Here is an 18,841-nt window from a genome sequence, read left to right as displayed (position 1 = left end):
TACAGATAAAACGAAACCGGAGTAATCCATGAGCACAGTCTCTACTACTATTGACCACGGACACGATCACGCACATGATGATCACATGCCACACGGTTGGCGTCGTTGGTTGTTTGCAACCAATCACAAAGACATTGGCACGATGTACTTGATCTTCTCCTTCATCAGCTTATTGGCTGGTGGTGTGATGGCATTGGGTATTCGCCTAGAGCTGTTTCAGCCTGGTTTGCAATTTTTCCGCCCTGAATTCTTTAACCAATTAACTACCATGCATGGTTTGGTAATGGTCTTCGGTGCGATCATGCCGGCCTTCGTTGGTTTTGCCAACTGGATGGTGCCTTTGCAAATTGGCGCATCTGACATGGCCTTTGCTCGCATGAATAACTTCAGCTTCTGGATTCTGCCGGTTGCAGCTACTTTGTTGCTGAGTTCATTCCTTGTTCCCGGCGGCGCTCCTGCAGGTGGTTGGACAATCTACGCTCCATTGACCTCACAGATGGGCCCTGGTATGGATATGGCGATTTTTGCCCTTCACTTATTGGGTGCTTCATCCATTATGGGTTCTATTAACATCATCGTGACTATTTTGAATATGCGCGCTCCTGGCATGACATTGATGAAGATGCCAATGTTCTGCTGGACATGGTTGATTACTGCTTATTTATTGATTGCCGTGATGCCGGTATTAGCTGGTGCAATCACTATGGTTTTGACTGACCGTCATTTCGGTACTTCTTTCTTCTCCGCTGTTGGCGGTGGCGATCCAATCATGTTCCAGCATATTTTCTGGTTCTTTGGTCACCCAGAGGTTTACATCATGATTCTTCCGGCATTCGGAATCGTGAGCGAAATCGTTCCTGCGTTCTCTAGAAAAACATTGTTTGGTTATAGCTCAATGGTGTACGCAACCGCATCCATTGCAATCTTGTCATTCATTGTTTGGGCTCACCATATGTTTGCAACTGGCATGCCAGTGACTGGTCAATTGTTCTTCATGTATGCGACTATGTTGATTGCTGTGCCAACTGGCGTGAAGATTTTTAACTGGGTAGCCACTATGTGGAAAGGTTCAATGACCTTTGAAACTCCTATGTTGTGGGCGGTTGGATTTATTTTCGTATTCACGATGGGCGGCTTCACCGGCTTGATCTTGGCAATGGCGCCAATTGATATTGGTGTTCAAGATACCTACTACGTTGTTGCCCACTTCCACTATGTACTAGTAGCGGGCTCATTGTTTGCGATGTTTGCTGGCTTCTACTACTGGTGTCCAAAGTGGACTGGCTATATGGCTAATGAAACTCGCGGCAAGATCCATTTCTGGGCTTCCATGATTTTCTTCAACATCACCTTCTTCCCAATGCACTTCTTGGGTCTTGCAGGTATGCCACGTCGCTATGCTGACTATCCAACTCAGTTTGCTGACTTCAATATGATTGCTTCGATCGGTGCTTTAGGCTTTGGTTTAGCGCAGGTGTATTTCTTATTCTGTGTAGCCTTGCCTGCATACCGCGGTCATGGTGTCAAAGCTTCAGCAAAACCTTGGGATGGTGCGAAAGGCTTGGAGTGGACCATTCCTTCACCAGCGCCACACCATACTTTTGAGACTCCTCCAAGTGCGGAGCAAATGCGTGAAGCAGGAATTTAATTCTTCAGCCAAGCAAACCCTAGCTGCCAATAACCGCAGATTAGGGTTTGTATTGTTGAGCGTAGTGTTGGTATTTTTTATTGGAATTGTGATTAAACGGAGCTTCTTGGGTTAATCCCGCCGATTGCGATGGTTTCTACTGAATCACTGAATCGACAGATTTTATTGAAGCTCCTCATTGCAGCAGTAATGATGTTTGGTTTTGGTTACGCTTTGGTTCCAATGTATAAGGCCTTGTGTGAGGTCACTGGAATTAACGTAGTAACAAGCAAGAACGATTATGGCGTCAGAGCATTTAGTCCTAATCGGGTTGGTAATACGCAAGTAGATTACTCCCGTACAGTGACCATTGAATTTGACTCTAATAGTCGTGGGCCATTTACTTTTAAGCCAGTGAAGAACTTCTTGGAAGTGCATCCTGGTGAGATGACCGAGATTGTGTACGAAGTAACAAACAATTTAGGTCGTACGGTACGGGCTCAGGCAATACCGAGTTATGCGCCTAAAAGCGCAACAGAGTTTTTTACGAAATTAGAGTGTTTTTGTTTTCAGGAGCAAACACTGGCTGCAAATGAGACGAAGAAGATGCCGGTGGTTTTTGTGATTGATGCAGGCTTGCCTGATGATGTGAAAACAATTACGTTGTCGTACACCTTCTTTGAGTTAGGACTGGGCACTCCGCCTGCACCCAAATCAAAGGTAGTGTCATGAAGAAGAAAAGTAGTTTTATGCAGTCTATGAAAGCTGTTTTATGGGGCTTCTTGGGAGTGCGTAAAAAAGCAGGTTTGCAGGAAGATGTAGCTTCACTCAGTTTTGTACACATTATCATTGCAGGGGTACTTGGTGCCTTGATTTTTATGGGCGTCCTGTTATTGATAGTGAAAGCAGTTGTGTCCCATTGATTATTTTTTGATTGAATAGAGAGAATAAGATGTCATCCAATTCAACCCCATACTATTTCGTCCCAGGACTATCTAGACATCCAGCCATGGCGGCCTTTGGCTTAATCGCCTTTGGTTTTGGCATGTCCGGTTGGGTGAATCACACTTCTTGGGGCGGCTCCCTGGCATTGGTTGGTGTGGCTTGGATCCTGTATGTGCTCTATAACTGGTTTGGCGACACGATTGCAGAATCGAATGCTGGCAAGAATGGCGTCAACGTAGACATCTCTTATCGCTGGTCAATGGCTTGGTTCATCTTCTCTGAAATCATGTTCTTCGGCGCATTCTTTGCGGCCTTGTTCTATGCACGCAATATTGCGATGCCATGGTTGGGTAGTGTTGAGAGCAAACTCATCTGGCCTGACTTCCAGGCAGTTTGGCCGAATGATGGTCCTTCAGGCTTGGTACAGAAATTCACCACCATGGGGCCTTGGCCGATTCCAACTATCAACACCTTGTTGTTGTTGAGCTCTGGTGTAACTATTACGATCGCTCACCACGCTTTAGTGCAGAACCATATGAAGAAAGCCATTATTGGTTTGGCTGCAACTGTTGCTTTGGGCGCAATCTTCTTGGGTTTCCAGGGCTATGAGTACTACCATGCTTACCATGAGCTGAACTTGAAGTTAACTTCAGGTATCTATGGTTCAACTTTCTTTATGTTGACAGGTTTCCATGGCTTCCACGTATTCCTTGGCGGCACTATGTTGGCAATTGTTTTACGCCGCATGATTCGTGGTGACTTTACAGCTCAACACCATTTCGCTTTTGAAGGTGCAGCATGGTACTGGCACTTCGTTGACGTTGTATGGCTTGGCCTTTATATTGCCGTCTACTGGATGTAATTTGAAGTAAAAATCGGGGCGTAAAGCCCCGATTAGTTTTTAGCAGCGAAGTTTTAGTTGATGCCGACTTTGATGCCAGTAGGCTGTATATAGCCAAAGTGATAGGCGACCAAAATGCCAAGGAAAAGTGCAATGGAGAGGCCAATCCGCAGCATTAAAGAGTGAACCATTCTCGAGCTATTGCCCCGATCTTTCATCATGTAATACAGGGCTGATCCTAGGCTGGCAACAATCAATAGTAGGGCAACCGGAATAATCCACTTCATCTCGCATCCTTATCTTGAATCTATTTAACACTCTCATCGCTAAGCGCCTAGTTGCTACTGTATCAGCCTTACTGGTGATGGCAATTGGTTGTGGCGCAGGAATTTGGCAAATCAATAGGGCGGAAACCAAAATCGCTTTGGCAGCCAATTTATTGGCTCGGCAACAAATGCCAATATTGAGCGCTAATGCTGGTCCTTGGGCTTTAGAGGAGGTGAGTGAGCGGCGCATGATTGCACGGGGGCAATATATCTCTGAAGCGGCGATATGGCTAGATAACCGCCCAAGACCCATTCCACCTGTTGGAAGTAGTAGCTCACAATCCGGTTTTTATCTGATGATGCCTATGCGTCTTGAAGGGAAAAAGGATGTGCTTTGGATTAATCGCGGCTGGGCGCCTCGCAATAATGAGGATCGTGAAGCATTGCCATCGGTGAAGACACCCTCAGGGGTTGTCAATATCGAGGGTATTGTCTTTGCGCACCCCGGCAAAGTCTATGAATTGGGTAGCAGCAAGCCAAATCTTGAAACAGGCAAACCCCGTATTGAGCAAAACTTTGATTTGGCAGCTGAAGCTAGGATCCACAACTGGGACCAAAGCCCTTTTATTTTGCGTGAGGTTGAGGTTGGTATCGCGGATGGCTTGTTGCGGGAGTGGGCGCCTCTGACAACCGGAGTCGATCGCCATTATGCTTATGCATTCCAGTGGTTTGCTTTAGCCACTTGTGGCTTCTTATTTTGGTTGATTACTGGTCTGCGGCAATATTCGCGGAATAGTAAAAATGGGGATTGAGCGTGAGCGATAAAGAGTTGTTAATTCCGGCTTCACAGACTGATGCATCGACGATCAATGCACAGACTCGACGTGGTCGCATCCAAATGCTCTTGTTATTGCTTGCTTGTGCAGCACCGGTCATTGCTTCTTATTTAGCGTATTACGTGATTAAGCCTGAGGGCGGCAAAACTAATTTTGGTACTTTGGTTTATCCCGTTCAAGAATTGAATACCGCTTGGCTGAATGTTCCTTTGCAGGGGAAGTGGACCCTCTTGATTGCCCGTCCTGCTGGAGAGTGCAGCATCAAGGATGAAAAATGTATCGAGGCATTATTTTTAATGCGTCAAGTGAAGGTTGCGATGGGCAGAGAAAGTAATCGTGTACAACTTTTATGGGTCAATACGGATGGGCGGCCTGTTGATCCTGAAGTGGCTAAGGTTTATGACGAGCAATCAGCCGGCTTGAAAGTGGTTGGGCTACCGTCGGACCCTGATACAAAAGCAGCCTTTGAGGCTTGGCTTAACAAAGAGGGCGCTGGGCAAGAAATTCAGCTACTGGATCCAAGTCCTGCAAAGATGATGTATTTCCCTGTTACGAATTCTCCCAAGGAATTTGCGAGTATTAAAAAAGATTTAGAAAAGCTTTTGAAGCTCAATCACAAGGGCGAGAATTTGTAATGCCTAATTTTGTATTGCTTCTAGAGCTTGCGTTGATAGCAATCATTTTTGCAGGCCTACCCTTGGCCTATCTTTGGAGAAAGCCAGGGTATAGCTTTTTTCAAAAACTCAACTGGGTTTTAGTCTTCATGACTTTTGATCTGATTGTGTTTGGCGCCTTTACTCGCTTAACTGACTCAGGGCTCGGTTGCCCGGATTGGCCTGGTTGCTATGGAGTATCAAATCCTTTTCATGCTTTAGGTGAAATACAGCAGGCTGAAGCCAGCTTACCAAGTGGTCCTGTTACGGTGATTAAGGCTTGGATTGAAATGATTCATCGCTATTTAGCGATGACGGTAGGGGCCTTAATTTTGGTTCAAGTTGCCCTAGCATTTAGCAAGCTCAAGGCTTTAGGTAAGACACCATTGTTCGGTAGTCTAGGCCTGCTCTTGCTTGTTTGTATTCAGGGTGCATTTGGGGCTTGGACTGTGACCCTAAAATTGCAGCCCATCATCGTGACAACGCATTTGATGTTGGCATTACTTTTATTGGCTTGCTTAACTGCTTATGCTCAACAAGATTGGGAGGCTAAATCTGCTACGGTACGAACAATTCGTATTCGTCCTGTACCAGCTCAACTGCTCTGTTTGGCTTTTGTAGTGCTAACGATCCAAATCTTTTTAGGCGCTTGGGTGAGCACTAATTACGCCGTACTAGCATGTCCTGATTTTCCGACTTGCCTAGGCAGTGCTTGGCCTGAAACTAATTGGAGTGAGGGCTTCACTTTCTGGCGTCAATTAGGTCTTAATGCACAAGGTGAGTTTATTTCCCCGGTGGCATTGCAGACAATTCACTGGGCACATCGTTTATTTGCGATGGTTGTTTTGATTGTTCTGGCTACATTAAGTTGGAAGACCATGAAATTAGCAACCCCAGTTTTATCCAGTCTAAGTCGCTTTGCTAAGCTTTTGCTCACCTTACTTGTTCTGCAAGTGATCACTGGAATATCGAACGTAGTATTTCAGTGGCCCTTGCTAGCAGCCCTTTTACATACTGCGGGTTCTGCCGCTTTGGTATTCTGCTTGGTCAGAATGAGTTATTGGGCATCTTGGAACTCAACAACTCAAAAGAAGATGAATTCATGAGCGCACTTGAGACATCAAAACCAGTGGCAATGCCGCGTTGGCGTCAGTACTGGGTTTTAACAAAACCCAGGGTGACTCAGCTCGCTGTGTTTTGTGCTGTCATTGGGATGTTCTTGGCTACCCCAGGAATGGTTCCTTACCCAGTACTCTTTGGCGGAATTGTAGGCATTTGGTTGTTAGCTGGTGCAGCTTTTGCAGTGAACTGTTTAATTGAGCAAGCGGTTGATGCCAAGATGAAGCGCACTTCATGGCGCCCCTCAGCAACTGGAGAGGTTACCCCGTTTCACATTATTGTTTTTTCCATCATCCTGGGTTCACTGGGCATGATTATTTTGTGGAATTTTTGTAACCCATTAACCATGTGGCTTACCTTGGCAACCTTTGTCGGTTACGCAGTGATTTATACCTGGCTATTGAAGCCGGCGACCCCCCAAAATATTGTCATTGGTGGCTTATCTGGTGCGATGCCGCCAGCCCTGGGATGGGCGGCTGTGACCAATACCCTTTCAGCAGAAGCGTGGCTGTTGGTACTCATTATTTTTGTTTGGACACCACCCCATTTCTGGGCTTTGGCTTTGTACCGTCGCGATGACTATGTGCAATCTGGTTTACCGATGCTGCCAGTTACTCATGGGGAACGCTTTACGCTGCTGAATATTCTTTTATATACCTTGATTTTAATTGCCGCAACAATGCTGCCCTATATCTACGGTATGAGTGGCATGGTGTATTTAATATCTGCTATTGTTCTAGGTTTGATCTTCTTAGCGTATGCCATCGCTTTATTTGTGTCGTATAGCGATGCGTTAGCAAAGAAAACCTTTCGTTTTTCCATTACCTATTTGTCATTGCTTTTTGCAGCCTTGCTGGTTGATCACTATTTTCTCTAAGATGAATATGACTTTTTTGCGTAATTGCTGTGTTGCCGCTCTTCTCATTGCATTAACTGCCTGTAGTCCTAAGCCTGAGTTTAAGAATATCGATATCACTGGCAGCAGTGCATTTGGGAAAGACTTCAGTTTGGTAGATCCAGACGGCAATGTAAAAACACTTGCTGATTACAAGGGTAAGGTCGTGGTCATGTTTTTTGGCTATACCCAGTGCCCCGATATTTGTCCAACGACCCTGACTGAAATGCAGCAGGTGATGACTCTTCTAGGCACACAATCGGATAAAGTACAGGTACTTTTTGTTACGGTTGATCCAGAGCGCGACACCGCAGCGATATTGAAACAGTATGTACCTTCTTTTGATTCTCGTTTCTTAGGTTTGCGTCCAGCAGATGATACTGCTTTAGAGAAAGTCGCAAAAGACTTTAAGATTTATTACAAGAAAGTGCCAGGCACAACTCCTGGTTCATACACTATGGATCACACTGCGGGAAGTTATGCCTTCGATCCAGACGGTCACTTACGCCTCTATATCAAACATGCGCAAGGCCCTGAGACCTTGGCACATGACTTGAAGGAACTTCTAAAGTAGGATTTTGATTAAGCTGCTGCAGTTTGCAGCATGCCGCGCATCTTCTTGAGGGCTGCAGTCTCAATTTGACGAACGCGCTCAGCAGAGATGCCATATTCAGCGGCAAGATCGTGCAATGTTTTTGTACCATTGCCATCGGCATCCATAGCCAACCAGCGGGATTGGACAATGTTGCGACTGCGCTCATCTAAGGCCATCAAAGCTTGATCAAGCTTGGGGCCTTGCAGGGCATCAGTTTCGTTGCTCGCAATCCGTTCTGTTGGCTCTTGGCTGTTATCGGCCAGCCATTGAATCGGTGCATAGGCTGCATCCTCATCAGTATCTTCACCTTCAAGCGCAATATCACCACCAGCCAAGCGCATCTCCATTTCTTTCACATCGGAGCCCTTAACATCAAGCGCCTTTGCTAAAGCATCGATCTCGCTTGGAGTGAGAGCGCTTAAGCTAGGTTTGTTGCTACGCAAGTTAAAGAACAACTTGCGTTGTGCCTTGGTCGTTGCCATTTTGACCAAACGCCAATTCTTGAGAATGTACTCATGAATTTCTGCTTTGATCCAATGTATCGCATAAGACACTAGGCGAGCGCCATTGCTTGGGTCATAGCGCTTCACAGCTTTCATCAAGCCAATATTGCCTTCTTGAATTAAGTCAGCATGCGGAATGCCGTAGCCCAGATATTGACGAGCAACAGAAACAACGAGACGCAAATGGGAGAGCACTAAAGTTTTAGCAGCATCGACATTTTCTGTGCGACGAAATTCCTGCGCAAGATGTAACTCTTCAGCAGCACTAAGCATTGGTACGCGATTCACGTACGCAATGTATGAATCGAGAGTGCCAACCCCAAGGGATGGCAGCATTGGAAACGCAGACGCCGCTGCAGCCTGCGCTACAGGCAGCCTTTGCATATTCGGTTTGTCAGATTTCTTTTGAACCATTTTTCTTATCAATATGAGGTTTGAATGAAAGACTATTTTAGCACTCCTGTCAAGAGAGTGCTAATGGTTTATTTGATCTTTAACTTATTGATTTAATTGAATAATTCAGAAGAATATTGTCTGGCGGTGAATGGGGCTAAATCATCAATACCCTCACCTTTGCCCAGGGCCAATATGGCCGGTTTTGGCCCCTCTTGAAGGGTATGTGCCAAAGCGCAAATAACGCCGCCCTTAGCAGTGCCATCGAGCTTCGTAACGATGATTCCAGTAAGACTTAAGGCCGCGTGAAAGGCCTTCACTTGGCTTAAACCATTCTGTCCAGTATTGCCATCCAGAACTAGCAAGGTGTGGTGAGGCGCTCCAGGAAGTGCCTTGCCGATAACACGTTTGACCTTCTTTAGTTCTTCCATGAGGTGGTCTTGGGTGGCCAGACGTCCAGCGGTATCAATAATGAGAATGTCGCTTTTGCGCGAGATCGCAGAATGAATTGCATCGTGCGCAACCGCAGCAGCATCGCCGCCTTCTTGGGTAATGACGTCTACTTGATTGCGACCAGCCCATTCTTGTAATTGATTGCGTGCCGCCGCTCTAAAAGTATCTCCTGCAGCCAGTAAGACGGACTTACCTTGAGATTGAAAGAGTCTACAAAGCTTGCCAATGGTGGTGGTTTTACCTGCGCCATTAACGCCGACCACTAACCAGACCTCAGGGATGCTGCCTTTAATGGGCCCAAAGAGTGGATTTGGGGAGGGCTCTAGGACCCTTAATAAAGTAGCCACCTCTTCAATCAGGAGGGCTTGTAACTCTTCAGGGCTAGATGCTTTTTCAGATTTAGCCGCTTTGCGAAGCTTGCTAATCAGTTGTTCAGTCGTGGGGAGTCCCACGTCACTTTGAATCAGTGACTCTTCTAAAGTATCAAACCAAGCTTCATCTATTTTGCTTGATTTAAAAAGGGATCCGAGGGTTTTACGTAAGCCGAACATAATCGATACAATTTAAACCTTGCATCTTATCAATTTAATTTTGGGATATGGTGATTTAGCAGATGCGTTCCAATTTACTCCGAATTCTCTTTTTATTCTTGGTATTAGCACCACTGTCATGGGCTGCTAATAGTGATTTAGCAGATACCCATGAATTCATGCTCAATAATGGATTAAAGCTGATTGTTCGCGAGGATCATCGCGCGCCTACGGTAGCGCATATGGTTTGGTACCGGGCTGGCTCAATGGACGAAGTCAATGGGCGCACGGGTGTAGCCCACGTACTTGAGCACATGATGTTCAAAGGCACTAAGAAAGTAAAGGCGGGAGAGTTTTCTCGTCTAGTTGCTGCAGTGGGTGGTCGTGAGAATGCCTTTACGTCACGTGATTACACCGCGTATTTTCAGCAGGTTGAAAAATCAAAACTGGATGAAGTCATCAAGTTAGAGGCAGATCGCATGTCGAATCTGAATTTTGATGACGCTGAATTTTTAAAAGAAATTCAGGTGGTGATGGAAGAGCGACGTCTGCGCACTGAAGATAATCCAAGTAGCTTATTGAATGAATCATTGATGGCTACTGCCTATATGAGTTCACCTTATCGTCATCCGGTAGTGGGTTGGATGAATGATCTCCAAAACATGACTGCATCTGATGCACGCGACTGGTATCGCAGTTGGTATAAGCCCAATAATGCAACTGTGGTCATTTCTGGTGACGTTGATGCCAAGCAGGTGCTATCGCTGGTCGAGAAATATTACGGAGCAGTTGCCGCACAAGAGTTGCCAGTGCGCAAGCCGCAATTAGAGCCACCCCAAAAAGGTATTAAGCAGGTGCAAGTGAAAGCCCCTGCAGACAGTCCCCAATTGGCCATGGCTTGGAAAGCGCCACGTCTAGAGCCCGGCAAGCTCGATGATGTTGAGCCATATGCCCTTGAACTACTGACAGCTGTATTGGATGGTTATGACAACGCTCGCTTAAATAGGGTGCTGGTGAAGCAAGAAAAAGTAGTAAATGATGTTGGCGTGGAATATGACATGGTGTCACGTGGACCAGAATTATTTGTTGTTAATGTCTCGATAGCTAAGGGAAAGACGGTTACTCAAGCTCAGTCGAGCATTCGTAGGGCCTTAGAAGAACTCAAGCAAAAAGGAATTTTGGAGTCAGAGCTTCAGCGTATCAAAGTGCGTATTTTGTCTGAGCAGATTTATAAGCGCGACTCTATATTCGGGCAAGCAATGGAAATTGGGAGCACTGAGATGGCAGGATTCTCCTGGAGGGATATCAACTACATGCTGGACAAGATGCAAACGATTACGCCAGAACAAGTTCAAGCAGTTGCTAAAAAATATCTAGTTGATGAAGGTTTAACTATTGCAGTACTGGATCCAGTAGCTCGAAAATCTGCAGCCACTCAGGAGGGCAAATAATGAATGCTCTCAATAAAACGATTCTGGCTTGCATGCTGGCATTGACCTGTCATGGAGCTGCATATGCAATTTTGCCGATAGAGCAACTGGATGGTTATAAAGGCGCCAAGGGATTTTTAGTACAAACCAAAGCGCTTCCTATGGTCGATATTGAAGTCAGCATCGATGCTGGGGATCGTTATGATCCAGCGGACAAAAGTGGACTCGCAGATATGACGGCAGCCCTGATGAATTATGGGGTTCGGGGAGATCAAGGATACTTAAATGAGGCGCAAATTGCGGATGAAATTGCGGATTTGGGCGCGAATATCGGTCTATCTGTCGGTGGTGAGCGAGCCATTTTACGAATTCGGAGTCTAAGTAGAAAGGATTTGCGAGAGCGGGCTGTGAAGTTGGCTTCCGCGATGCTCAGCGCCCCAAGTTATGACGTCAAAATTGTTGATCGAGAAAAAAAAAGAACGATTGCTAATTTACTTGAAGCCGAAACCAAGCCAGAGTATGTGTTGGAGCGTAGTTTTACTAAATCAGTTTATGGTAATTACCCATTGGCGAATTCACCCACCACTAAATCAGTAGCATCACTAAACACAATGGATTTGCTGCAATTTCACAAGCAGTTTTATCGCAGTGAGCGCATGATTGTGAGTATTGTGGGGGATGTTGATCGCGCAGAAGCTAATGAGATCATGCAGGCTTTGCTGCAAAAAATTCCTCAATCAGGCCCTGTTATTCCTAGCTTGCCAGAATTGCAACGGTCCCCTATAGAACCCTTGGCGCAGCGTGAACAGCAAATTCCATTTGATTCTCAGCAAGCCCATATTGCAATGGGTATGACAGCAGTGACCCGGAACAACCCAGATTACTTCCCGCTCTTGGTTGGTAATTATGTTTTGGGCGGCGGTGGCTTTGTTTCTCGCTTAATGTCTGAGGTGCGCGAGAAGCGTGGCCTTGCCTACAGCGTCTTTAGTTATTTTGCCCCTGGTAAAGACACAGGCATTTTCCAGGCAGGCTTGCAGACCAAAGGCGATCAAGCTTCTCTTGCCCTAGAGGTAATGAGTTCAACCATTGCCAAATTTATTGCTGATGGGCCCACGCCTGCCGAGCTCCTAGCTGCTAAGTCGAATTTGGTGAACGGCTATCCACTCCGTATTGATAACAATCGCAAGCTCTTGGATAACGTTTCATCGATTGCTTGGAATAATTTGCCACTGGATACGATGGAGATTTGGACTAAGCAAGTTGAGGCAGTGACTTTAGACCAAGTGACGGCTGCATTTCAAAAATATCTGGCAATGGATCGCATGAGAATTGTAGTTTTAGGGGCTCAAAATAAATAAGCAGATCAAAAATCTGAAAGAGCCTCCAAAAAAAGTCCGCATTATTGGGGGGCTTTGGCGGAGTCGTTTACTCACAGTATTGGATTTGCCTGGACTGCGACCCACTACTGATCGCATCCGAGAAACTGTATTTAACTGGCTTGGTCAAGACCTGACGGGCTTGCAGTGTTTAGACCTATTTGCAGGCACTGGCGCTCTAGGATTTGAAGCGGCCTCTCGTGGTGCGGATGTTGTGGTGTTGTTAGAAAAAGATAAAAAAGCCCATGCAAACCTTTTGACAAATTTTTCTTTATTGCAGTCTTCCCCAGTTGATGGGCAAATTGAAATATTGCACAGAGACAGTTTGGAGTATTTAAAGCAACAAGCAGATCACTCCAGCAATTTAATTTTCATAGATCCGCCTTTTCAAGATGCGCGATTGTTGGATCAGGCCGTGATAGAAGCGGGGAGAGTGTGCGATGACTCGAACGGCGGTGGCATTTATGTAGAATTTCCCTCTGAGCGAAGCCGCGAGGAGGTAGAGGCCCTCTTACCGGAGTGGCATTGTGGAAAATACTTAGAGGCGGGACAGGTAAAAGCTTGTCTATTTCGGGGTGGAAGGGACTAAACTCTTGCCTGTAGCTGATAAAGCCTTAGGAGAGTTATGACTGTCGCTGTTTACCCAGGAACTTTTGATCCCTTTACTCGTGGTCACGAAGATTTAGTGCGTCGTGCATCCAGCATTTTTGATCAGTTGATTGTGGGGGTTGCCTCTAGTCGCAGCAAGCATCCATTCTTCTCATTGGAAGAGCGTATTGATATTGCTACTGAAGTATTGGGGCACTACTCTAATGTCAAGGTAGTTGGCTTTGATGGCTTATTAAAGGATTTTGCACGTGAGCACAATGCTAGGGTGATTGTGCGCGGCTTGCGTGCTGTTTCTGACTTTGAGTATGAGTTTCAGATGGCGGGCATGAATCGTTATCTGCTGCCGGATGTTGAAACTTTATTCTTAACTCCTTCCGATCAATACCAATTTATTTCGGGTACCTTTGTGCGTGAGATTGCTTCAATGGGCGGTGACGTTAGCAAGTTTGTTTTCCCATCCGTAGAGAAGTGGTTGGTCAAGAAGATTGCCAGTAATCAGCAAAATAAAGCATAGGGCTAGTTACTAAATCATGGCCTTAATGATTACGGACGAATGCATCAATTGTGATGTGTGTGAGCCAGAATGTCCTAATGATGCGATTTATATGGGATTGGAGATTTATGAGATCGATCCCGATAAATGCACCGAATGTGTTGGCCACTACGATGCGCCCCAATGCCGTCAGGTTTGCCCGGTCGATTGCATCCCATTTAATCCCAGCTATACCGAATCTCAAGACCAGTTAATGGCAAAGTACAGGCTATTAACGGCTAGTAAAAAGGCAAGTTCAGCTAACTGAGCAATTTAGCCTTTGGAGTGCAGCTCCAGCATGGCAGTTTGCGTATCACCCTTCATAAAGAGCGGCAAGATTTGCAAAGCATTTTCAATGCTGGCATCAATTAATTTTTGTTCTGCTAACTGCGGCCTGCGTAAAACATAATCAGCCACATCCATCACACGGCCATCACCAGCCACATCTCGTGGATGACCAATACCCAGGCGTAGTCGCCAGTAATCAGGAGTCCCTAAGTGGGCTTGAATATCTTTTAAGCCGTTATGACCACCAGTGCCCCCACCCAATTTAATGCGGGCAGTTCCAGGCTTTAGATCAAGTTCATCTTGAACAACCAAAATATCTGCTGGTGTCATTTTGTGAAAGCGACAAAGTGCACCTACTGCTTGGCCACTCAAATTCATATAAGTACTCGGTTTGAGTAGAAAGAGATCTTCACCTTCCCATTTGGCTTTTGCTACTTTGCCCTGAAAGCGTTTTTCAGATTCAAAGCGAGTATTTAATTGTTTCGCCAAGGCATCGACAAACCAAAAGCCGGCATTATGCCGATCCTCTTCGTGTTCATCTCCAGGGTTGCCCAGTCCAACGATTAATTTAGTCATGGTGAGAGTGTAAAGATTTCAACGTATTTCGACAAAAGAAAAAAGAAAGCCCGCTTGCGCGGGCCTTCGTTTGCAAACAGTGCAGCTTAATAAATTAAGCTTTGTCCTTTGCATCAGCAGCCGGAGCAGCGGCTGGAGCTGCAGCGGCAGCAGGAGCGGCCTCTTCAGTCTCAGCGGCTTTTACAGCTGGGATGCGGGCGTTTGCAATCACCGGGTTCTCTTGCTCAACGTGCAATACCAAGGTAACGCCTTTTGGCAATACAACGTCTTTTGCATGGATGGAGTGACCCACTTCAATTTTGCCCAAGTCCACTTCAAGGAACTCTGGTAAGTCTGCTGGTAAGCAAGATACTTCGAGGTCATTGAGGATGTGGCTAATAACAGCGCCTTGCAATTTCACTGCAGCGGAAGTGTCAGCATTGGCGAAGTGCAATGGAACGCGCATGTGAACTTTCTCAGTCGCAGAAACGCGCTGGAAGTCAATGTGCAATACCAATGGTTTAAATGGGTGCATTTGGTAATCACGTAACAACACTTTTTGTGCGGCTCCGCCGATTTCCAAATCTAGAATGGATGAGTGAAATGCTTCCTTGCGGAGAGCATGAAACAGTGCGTTATGGTCTAACTCGATAACAGCAACTGGATCTTTACCACCGTAAACGATTCCCGGAGTTTTTCCGGAATTGCGCAGACGGCGGCTCGCACCCGTTCCCTGTACGCTTCTTTCAAAGGCTACTACTTTCATAATAAATTCCCTAGTTAAGGTTAATTTCCGTTCGCGACCAAACAGAAAAGCCTTCGATTATATCGTGGGAAGAGGTATTTTTGCCTAAAAATACTCAAAAAACGCCTGAGAAGTTCCAAAAACGGGGTAAAACGGGGTTTTTGCCTTATTCCGCAAACATCGACATCACGGAGTCGCCTTTGCTAATGCGAGAAAGGGTCTCTGCTAGTAAGGGGGCTACGGTCAACTGACGAATTTTGCTCACTTTGAGAGCTTCTGCAGTCAATGGGATGGTGTCGGTAACGACGAGTTCATCCAGTTCTGAAGCGGCGATACGAGCTACTGCACCGCCAGAGAGAACGGCGTGGGTACAGTAAGCGGTTACGCCCTTGGCGCCACGCTCTTTGAGTGCTTCAGCAGCCTTACAGAGAGTTCCGCCGGTATCAATGATGTCATCCATGATGACGCAATGGCGGCCTTCTACTTCACCAATCAAATGCATCACTTCTGAAACATTGGCTTTCGGGCGACGTTTATCAATAATCGCTAGATCTGTACCTAGCTGTTTTGCCATTGCACGGGCACGAACTACACCACCAATGTCGGGTGAGACGATGATGAGATCTTTTTGGGTCTTCTGAGCCTCTAGGTCAGCCAAGAGCACTGGTGAGGCGTAAATGTTATCTACTGGAATATCAAAGAAACCTTGAATTTGATCGGCGTGGAGGTCCATCGTCAGTACGCGCTCAATGCCTGCAACCGACTGGAGCATATTGGCCACAATGCGCGCAGAGATTGCAACTCGAGCAGAACGTGGACGGCGATCTTGACGGGCATATCCAAAATAGGGAATAACTGCAGTGATGCGACCAGCAGATGCGCGCTTAAGTGCATCGATCATGATCATGAGTTCCATCAAGCTGTCGTTAGTAGGCGCACAAGTTGATTGAATCACTACAACATTCTTGCCACGGACATTTTCTTGAATTTCTACTTGAATCTCGCCATCAGAGAAGCGACCTACAAACGCTTTGCCCATTGGGAGATGAAGTTCTTTAGCGACAGCCTCTGCCAAAATGGGATTTGCATTGCCTGTAAATAGCGTCAGTAAATCTGAGTGGGTAGAGGCAGTCATAGAATCAGGCTTTATCGGGTCAAAAGGTTGTCTTTAACGTTTCTACAGTATTTGGCAGGGGAAGAAGGATTCGAACCTTCGCATGCTGGAATCAAAATCCAGTGCCTTAACCAGCTTGGCGATTCCCCTACAGGTCAATCTGAAGAAATCAAATTGTAAGCGGGATTCTTATTTAACCCACTAACAACTCGTCCCACCCATCCTTTTGGAAGATTTTGTAAAAGATTATCCAGTTTTGCGAAATCCGTCTTGGGATCCAAGAGGGTAAAAACGCTGCTTCCAGAACCAGACATACGGGGCTCTGAGCCAGGTACTGCCTGGGTAATCCAATCCAAAGCTTGCTTCACTTCAGGACAAATCCGCATCGCTACCGCCTCACAATCGTTCGATAAATTCGACCATGGCGATGCAAGAAAACCATCAATTGTAATCGGGGCGTGGTTTCGGGTCAATTCAGGGCCTAGAAAAATGCTAGCTGTGGCAATTCCCTGTTTGGGGAAAATGACCAAGAAGTCACGATTTTCCAGGGTAATTTCTTGAATTTTTTCGCCAATTCCCTCCACAAAAGCGTTGTGGCCCCAGATGAAAAAAGGCACATCTGCACCCAGCTGAAGGCCTAAATTGGCCAAAGTTTCTTTCTCGAGCCCAAGGTTCCAGAGGGTATTGAGTCCAATGAGGGTGCTTGCAGCATCAGAAGAGCCGCCACCCAATCCTGCTCCAATCGGAATTTCTTTGGTGAGATCAATTTCTACGCCACCTTCAAAGCAAGAAAATTCTTTTAATAATTTTGCAGCCTTAACTACTAAATCATTTTCTGGAGGAACGTTGCTTATCGGGTTAATGCGGCGTACTGCATTTTCTGGAATGCTCTTTAGGCTAACTATGTCACACCAATCAATCAATTGGAAAACGGATTGGAGTAAATGGTAGCCGTCGGTACGGCGACCAATAATATGAAGAAAAAGATTTAGCTTGGCTGGTGCGGGTAGCACCAAATGATGTTTACTCATTCGGGTTATCAAATACCAGTCGAATATCAATTGACCCAATATTAGAACTGCGAGTCATGCTGAGTTTTTCCAGGCGATTCTGTTTGCTCCAGGTATAAACCAAGTCCCACCCATCTTGATTAATTTTACTGACTTGCCCTTTAGCATTTCTTTCAATGCTTGCTTCACTGCCAGGTCTGACTTCACCCCTTAGCCAGCTTGACAATCCGCGCGCAGGGAGTGGTAGTCCCAAGGTATTTTGAACTAAGGTGTCTGCGTCAATGGCGGTGACCACTTGACCATCACGTTCAAGAGTTGCTTCACCGGGAGTAATCGTAATTTTTGCAATCGATCCACCCATTGGGTTACGAATCTCCAGAATATCTTTAAGCTCATCCTGTGTCAGAGTAAATCCGCCTGAGCCACCCTGATTTTGGCTTTCAGTAATACCAACGACTTTCACAGCAAAGCGCCCGTCCCATGAGCCTTTGGAGTTTGGCTCTGGGTATGACCAGTCAGGCTTTAAACGTTTTAAAGTTTCTTTTAGAGTGGGATTGTTTGCATCAATTTTTTGACCTTGTCGCCATATTTCTTCGGCTTCAGGACGACGATTCATTGCCCAGAGAACTTCACCTGTATGGGCTGCAATATCAGCCTCAGGCTTCATAGCGAATGCTTGCTGGAGTTGTTCTAAGGCAAGTGCATTTTTGCCAAGGCGAAAGTTCACCCAACCCAAGCTATCCAAAATGAAGCTGTCTTTTGGTGATAGCTGGTGTGCTTTGCTAATTAGTGCAAACGCCTCGGGTAACTTGGTATTGCGGTCTGCTAATGAATAGCCCAAGGCATTTAATGTGTTTGCATCATTAGGATATTTACGCAAAATTTCACGCAAGGTTTTTTCCATAACATCGATGTGACCTGCTTTTTCTGCAGACATCGCATAGGTATAGAGTAGACCAGGATCTTTTAGTGAGATTCTGACGGTGGATGCAATTTCGTAGAAGGCCCTCAATGCTTCTGATTCATCTTTTGCTTTTGCAAGGAGGGCTTGCAATTGCAATAAAGTTTTTTCTTGTTGTGCCGGGGTTTCTTGCTTTAAAAGTGCTATCGCTGGCTTGATAGCATCTGACCAGCGATTGCCCAAGATCAGTAAGGTAACAAAGACTTCTTTAGGTTTGGTTTCGGAAGCTGGAGAAAGTTCATCCCAAGTCTTTGCTGCTTGGAGGGCCAGCTCAGGTGAATTTCCAATAATGGCAATTTCCATCGCTCTTTGGGCAAGGCGCGGATCTTTGTATTGACGAGCCATTTCCAGATAGGTGTTGTAGGCTAAACCAGCCTCACCTCGTTGCAGAGCGATTTCAGAGGCAAGCACTTCAAATATAGCTTCCCCGCTATCTGAGCCTTTTGTCTGGGCTAAAGCTGAGCTAGCAAGAACAAGGCCGCTCGATAAAGAGGCAAGTAATAGACCTCGAATCAGGAATTTTTGTAGGAATTGGCTCATCAGCACATTCTAATCCGCGAATCTA

At 45.9% G+C, this 18,841-nt stretch carries 23 protein-coding genes and 1 tRNA gene; 15 read left to right on the top strand and 9 right to left on the bottom strand.

Features of this window, described 5'->3' with window-relative positions; translation table 11 throughout:
• Positions 1–28: 28 nt before the first annotated feature.
• Genes ctaD through C2757_RS08135 form a run of 5 tightly spaced genes read left to right on the top strand, consistent with a single transcriptional unit; the run spans position 29 to position 3,434 of the window.
• Positions 29–1,648 (top strand): cytochrome c oxidase subunit I, encoded by a 1,620-nt coding sequence (gene ctaD, locus C2757_RS08155; protein WP_215374218.1) that lies wholly within the window; start codon positions 29–31, stop codon positions 1,646–1,648.
• Positions 1,548–1,763 carry a cytochrome oxidase small assembly protein gene (locus C2757_RS09050; RefSeq protein WP_215374217.1) on the top strand — a complete coding sequence of 72 codons (216 nt, stop codon included), beginning with the start codon at positions 1,548–1,550 and terminating at the stop codon, positions 1,761–1,763. The genes ctaD and C2757_RS09050 overlap by 101 nt, the downstream gene beginning before the upstream one ends.
• Before the next feature lie 14 nt (positions 1,764–1,777).
• Positions 1,778–2,359, top strand: coding sequence for a cytochrome c oxidase assembly protein (locus C2757_RS08145; protein WP_215374214.1), 582 nt, complete (start codon positions 1,778–1,780; stop codon positions 2,357–2,359).
• The gene (locus tag C2757_RS08140; RefSeq protein WP_215374212.1) at positions 2,356–2,550 is read left to right on the top strand and encodes a DUF2970 domain-containing protein; all 195 of its coding nucleotides are present in this window, start codon (positions 2,356–2,358) and stop codon (positions 2,548–2,550) included. The genes C2757_RS08145 and C2757_RS08140 overlap by 4 nt, the downstream gene beginning before the upstream one ends.
• Before the next feature lie 29 nt (positions 2,551–2,579).
• Positions 2,580–3,434, top strand: coding sequence for a cytochrome c oxidase subunit 3 (locus C2757_RS08135; protein WP_215374210.1), 855 nt, complete (start codon positions 2,580–2,582; stop codon positions 3,432–3,434).
• 53 nt (positions 3,435–3,487) lie between these two features.
• Here the strand turns inward: C2757_RS08135 and C2757_RS08130 are convergent, their stop codons facing one another.
• Complete coding sequence (locus tag C2757_RS08130; protein ID WP_215374207.1) at positions 3,488–3,700, bottom strand: twin transmembrane helix small protein; 213 nt, start codon at positions 3,698–3,700, stop codon at positions 3,488–3,490.
• A 14-nt stretch (positions 3,701–3,714) separates the two neighbouring features.
• Between C2757_RS08130 and C2757_RS08125 the strand changes: the two genes are divergently transcribed.
• From C2757_RS08125 to C2757_RS08105, 5 genes are read left to right on the top strand one after another with little or no spacing between them, the layout of a single operon-like run.
• Positions 3,715–4,491, top strand: coding sequence for an SURF1 family protein (locus C2757_RS08125; RefSeq protein WP_251366739.1), 777 nt, complete (start codon positions 3,715–3,717; stop codon positions 4,489–4,491).
• A 2-nt stretch (positions 4,492–4,493) separates the two neighbouring features.
• On the top strand, positions 4,494–5,150 hold the full coding sequence (locus C2757_RS08120) for a hypothetical protein (RefSeq protein WP_215374205.1): 657 nt from the start codon (positions 4,494–4,496) through the stop codon (positions 5,148–5,150).
• Positions 5,150–6,274 (top strand): heme A synthase, encoded by a 1,125-nt coding sequence (locus C2757_RS08115; protein ID WP_251366738.1) that lies wholly within the window; start codon positions 5,150–5,152, stop codon positions 6,272–6,274. Before C2757_RS08120 ends, C2757_RS08115 begins: the two co-directional genes overlap by 1 nt.
• Positions 6,271–7,164 (top strand): heme o synthase, encoded by an 894-nt coding sequence (gene cyoE, locus C2757_RS08110; RefSeq protein ID WP_215374202.1) that lies wholly within the window; start codon positions 6,271–6,273, stop codon positions 7,162–7,164. The genes C2757_RS08115 and cyoE overlap by 4 nt, the downstream gene beginning before the upstream one ends.
• Position 7,165: 1 nt before the next feature.
• The gene (locus C2757_RS08105) at positions 7,166–7,756 is read left to right on the top strand and encodes an SCO family protein (RefSeq protein WP_215374199.1); all 591 of its coding nucleotides are present in this window, start codon (positions 7,166–7,168) and stop codon (positions 7,754–7,756) included.
• A gap of 8 nt (positions 7,757–7,764) precedes the next feature.
• Here C2757_RS08105 and rpoH read toward each other — a convergent pair whose 3' ends face one another.
• Positions 7,765–8,694 (bottom strand): RNA polymerase sigma factor RpoH, encoded by a 930-nt coding sequence (rpoH, locus tag C2757_RS08100; RefSeq protein ID WP_215374194.1) that lies wholly within the window; start codon positions 8,692–8,694, stop codon positions 7,765–7,767.
• Between the two features lie 92 nt (positions 8,695–8,786).
• Positions 8,787–9,677 (bottom strand): signal recognition particle-docking protein FtsY, encoded by an 891-nt coding sequence (ftsY, locus tag C2757_RS08095; protein ID WP_215374191.1) that lies wholly within the window; start codon positions 9,675–9,677, stop codon positions 8,787–8,789.
• Positions 9,678–9,739: 62 nt separating this feature from the next.
• Between ftsY and C2757_RS08090 the strand changes: the two genes are divergently transcribed.
• The 5 genes from C2757_RS08090 to C2757_RS08070 are packed head-to-tail and all read left to right on the top strand — an operon-like array spanning position 9,740 to position 13,871.
• Complete coding sequence (locus C2757_RS08090) at positions 9,740–11,107, top strand: pitrilysin family protein (RefSeq protein ID WP_215374188.1); 1,368 nt, start codon at positions 9,740–9,742, stop codon at positions 11,105–11,107.
• Positions 11,107–12,444, top strand: a complete 1,338-nt coding sequence (locus tag C2757_RS08085) for a pitrilysin family protein (RefSeq protein WP_215374185.1) — start codon at positions 11,107–11,109, stop codon at positions 12,442–12,444. The genes C2757_RS08090 and C2757_RS08085 overlap by 1 nt, the downstream gene beginning before the upstream one ends.
• Positions 12,437–13,051 (top strand): 16S rRNA (guanine(966)-N(2))-methyltransferase RsmD, encoded by a 615-nt coding sequence (gene rsmD, locus C2757_RS08080; RefSeq protein WP_371817042.1) that lies wholly within the window; start codon positions 12,437–12,439, stop codon positions 13,049–13,051. The genes C2757_RS08085 and rsmD overlap by 8 nt, the downstream gene beginning before the upstream one ends.
• A gap of 36 nt (positions 13,052–13,087) precedes the next feature.
• Complete coding sequence (gene coaD / locus C2757_RS08075; RefSeq protein WP_215374182.1) at positions 13,088–13,585, top strand: pantetheine-phosphate adenylyltransferase; 498 nt, start codon at positions 13,088–13,090, stop codon at positions 13,583–13,585.
• A gap of 16 nt (positions 13,586–13,601) precedes the next feature.
• Positions 13,602–13,871 carry a YfhL family 4Fe-4S dicluster ferredoxin gene (locus tag C2757_RS08070; RefSeq protein ID WP_215374179.1) on the top strand — a complete coding sequence of 90 codons (270 nt, stop codon included), beginning with the start codon at positions 13,602–13,604 and terminating at the stop codon, positions 13,869–13,871.
• 5 nt (positions 13,872–13,876) lie between these two features.
• Here C2757_RS08070 and pth read toward each other — a convergent pair whose 3' ends face one another.
• The 6 genes from pth to C2757_RS08040 all read right to left on the bottom strand — a co-directional run bounded on the left by pth (position 13,877) and on the right by C2757_RS08040 (position 18,816).
• Entirely contained in the window at positions 13,877–14,467 is a 591-nt protein-coding gene (gene pth, locus C2757_RS08065; RefSeq protein WP_215374176.1) for an aminoacyl-tRNA hydrolase, read from the bottom strand.
• 94 nt (positions 14,468–14,561) lie between these two features.
• The gene (locus C2757_RS08060; protein ID WP_215374172.1) at positions 14,562–15,212 is read right to left on the bottom strand and encodes a 50S ribosomal protein L25/general stress protein Ctc; all 651 of its coding nucleotides are present in this window, start codon (positions 15,210–15,212) and stop codon (positions 14,562–14,564) included.
• Positions 15,213–15,357: 145 nt separating this feature from the next.
• Positions 15,358–16,326 carry a ribose-phosphate pyrophosphokinase gene (locus C2757_RS08055; protein ID WP_215374169.1) on the bottom strand — a complete coding sequence of 323 codons (969 nt, stop codon included), beginning with the start codon at positions 16,324–16,326 and terminating at the stop codon, positions 15,358–15,360.
• 52 nt (positions 16,327–16,378) lie between these two features.
• Positions 16,379–16,455 (bottom strand) — tRNA-Gln (locus C2757_RS08050).
• Positions 16,456–16,460: 5 nt separating this feature from the next.
• A complete protein-coding gene (gene ispE / locus C2757_RS08045) occupies positions 16,461–17,336 on the bottom strand; it encodes a 4-(cytidine 5'-diphospho)-2-C-methyl-D-erythritol kinase (RefSeq protein ID WP_251366737.1) in 876 nt (291 codons plus the stop codon).
• Complete coding sequence (locus C2757_RS08040; protein ID WP_215374166.1) at positions 17,329–18,816, bottom strand: lipoprotein insertase outer membrane protein LolB; 1,488 nt, start codon at positions 18,814–18,816, stop codon at positions 17,329–17,331. The genes ispE and C2757_RS08040 overlap by 8 nt, the downstream gene beginning before the upstream one ends.
• Between the last annotated feature and the right edge of the window lie 25 nt (positions 18,817–18,841).

The organism is Polynucleobacter sp. MWH-Svant-W18 (assembly GCF_018687495.1).
In the GTDB taxonomy this organism is placed as follows: domain Bacteria; phylum Pseudomonadota; class Gammaproteobacteria; order Burkholderiales; family Burkholderiaceae; genus Polynucleobacter.
The sequence above is the reverse complement of the archived record's forward strand: the minus strand, read 5'-3'. Positions and strand labels throughout refer to the sequence as shown.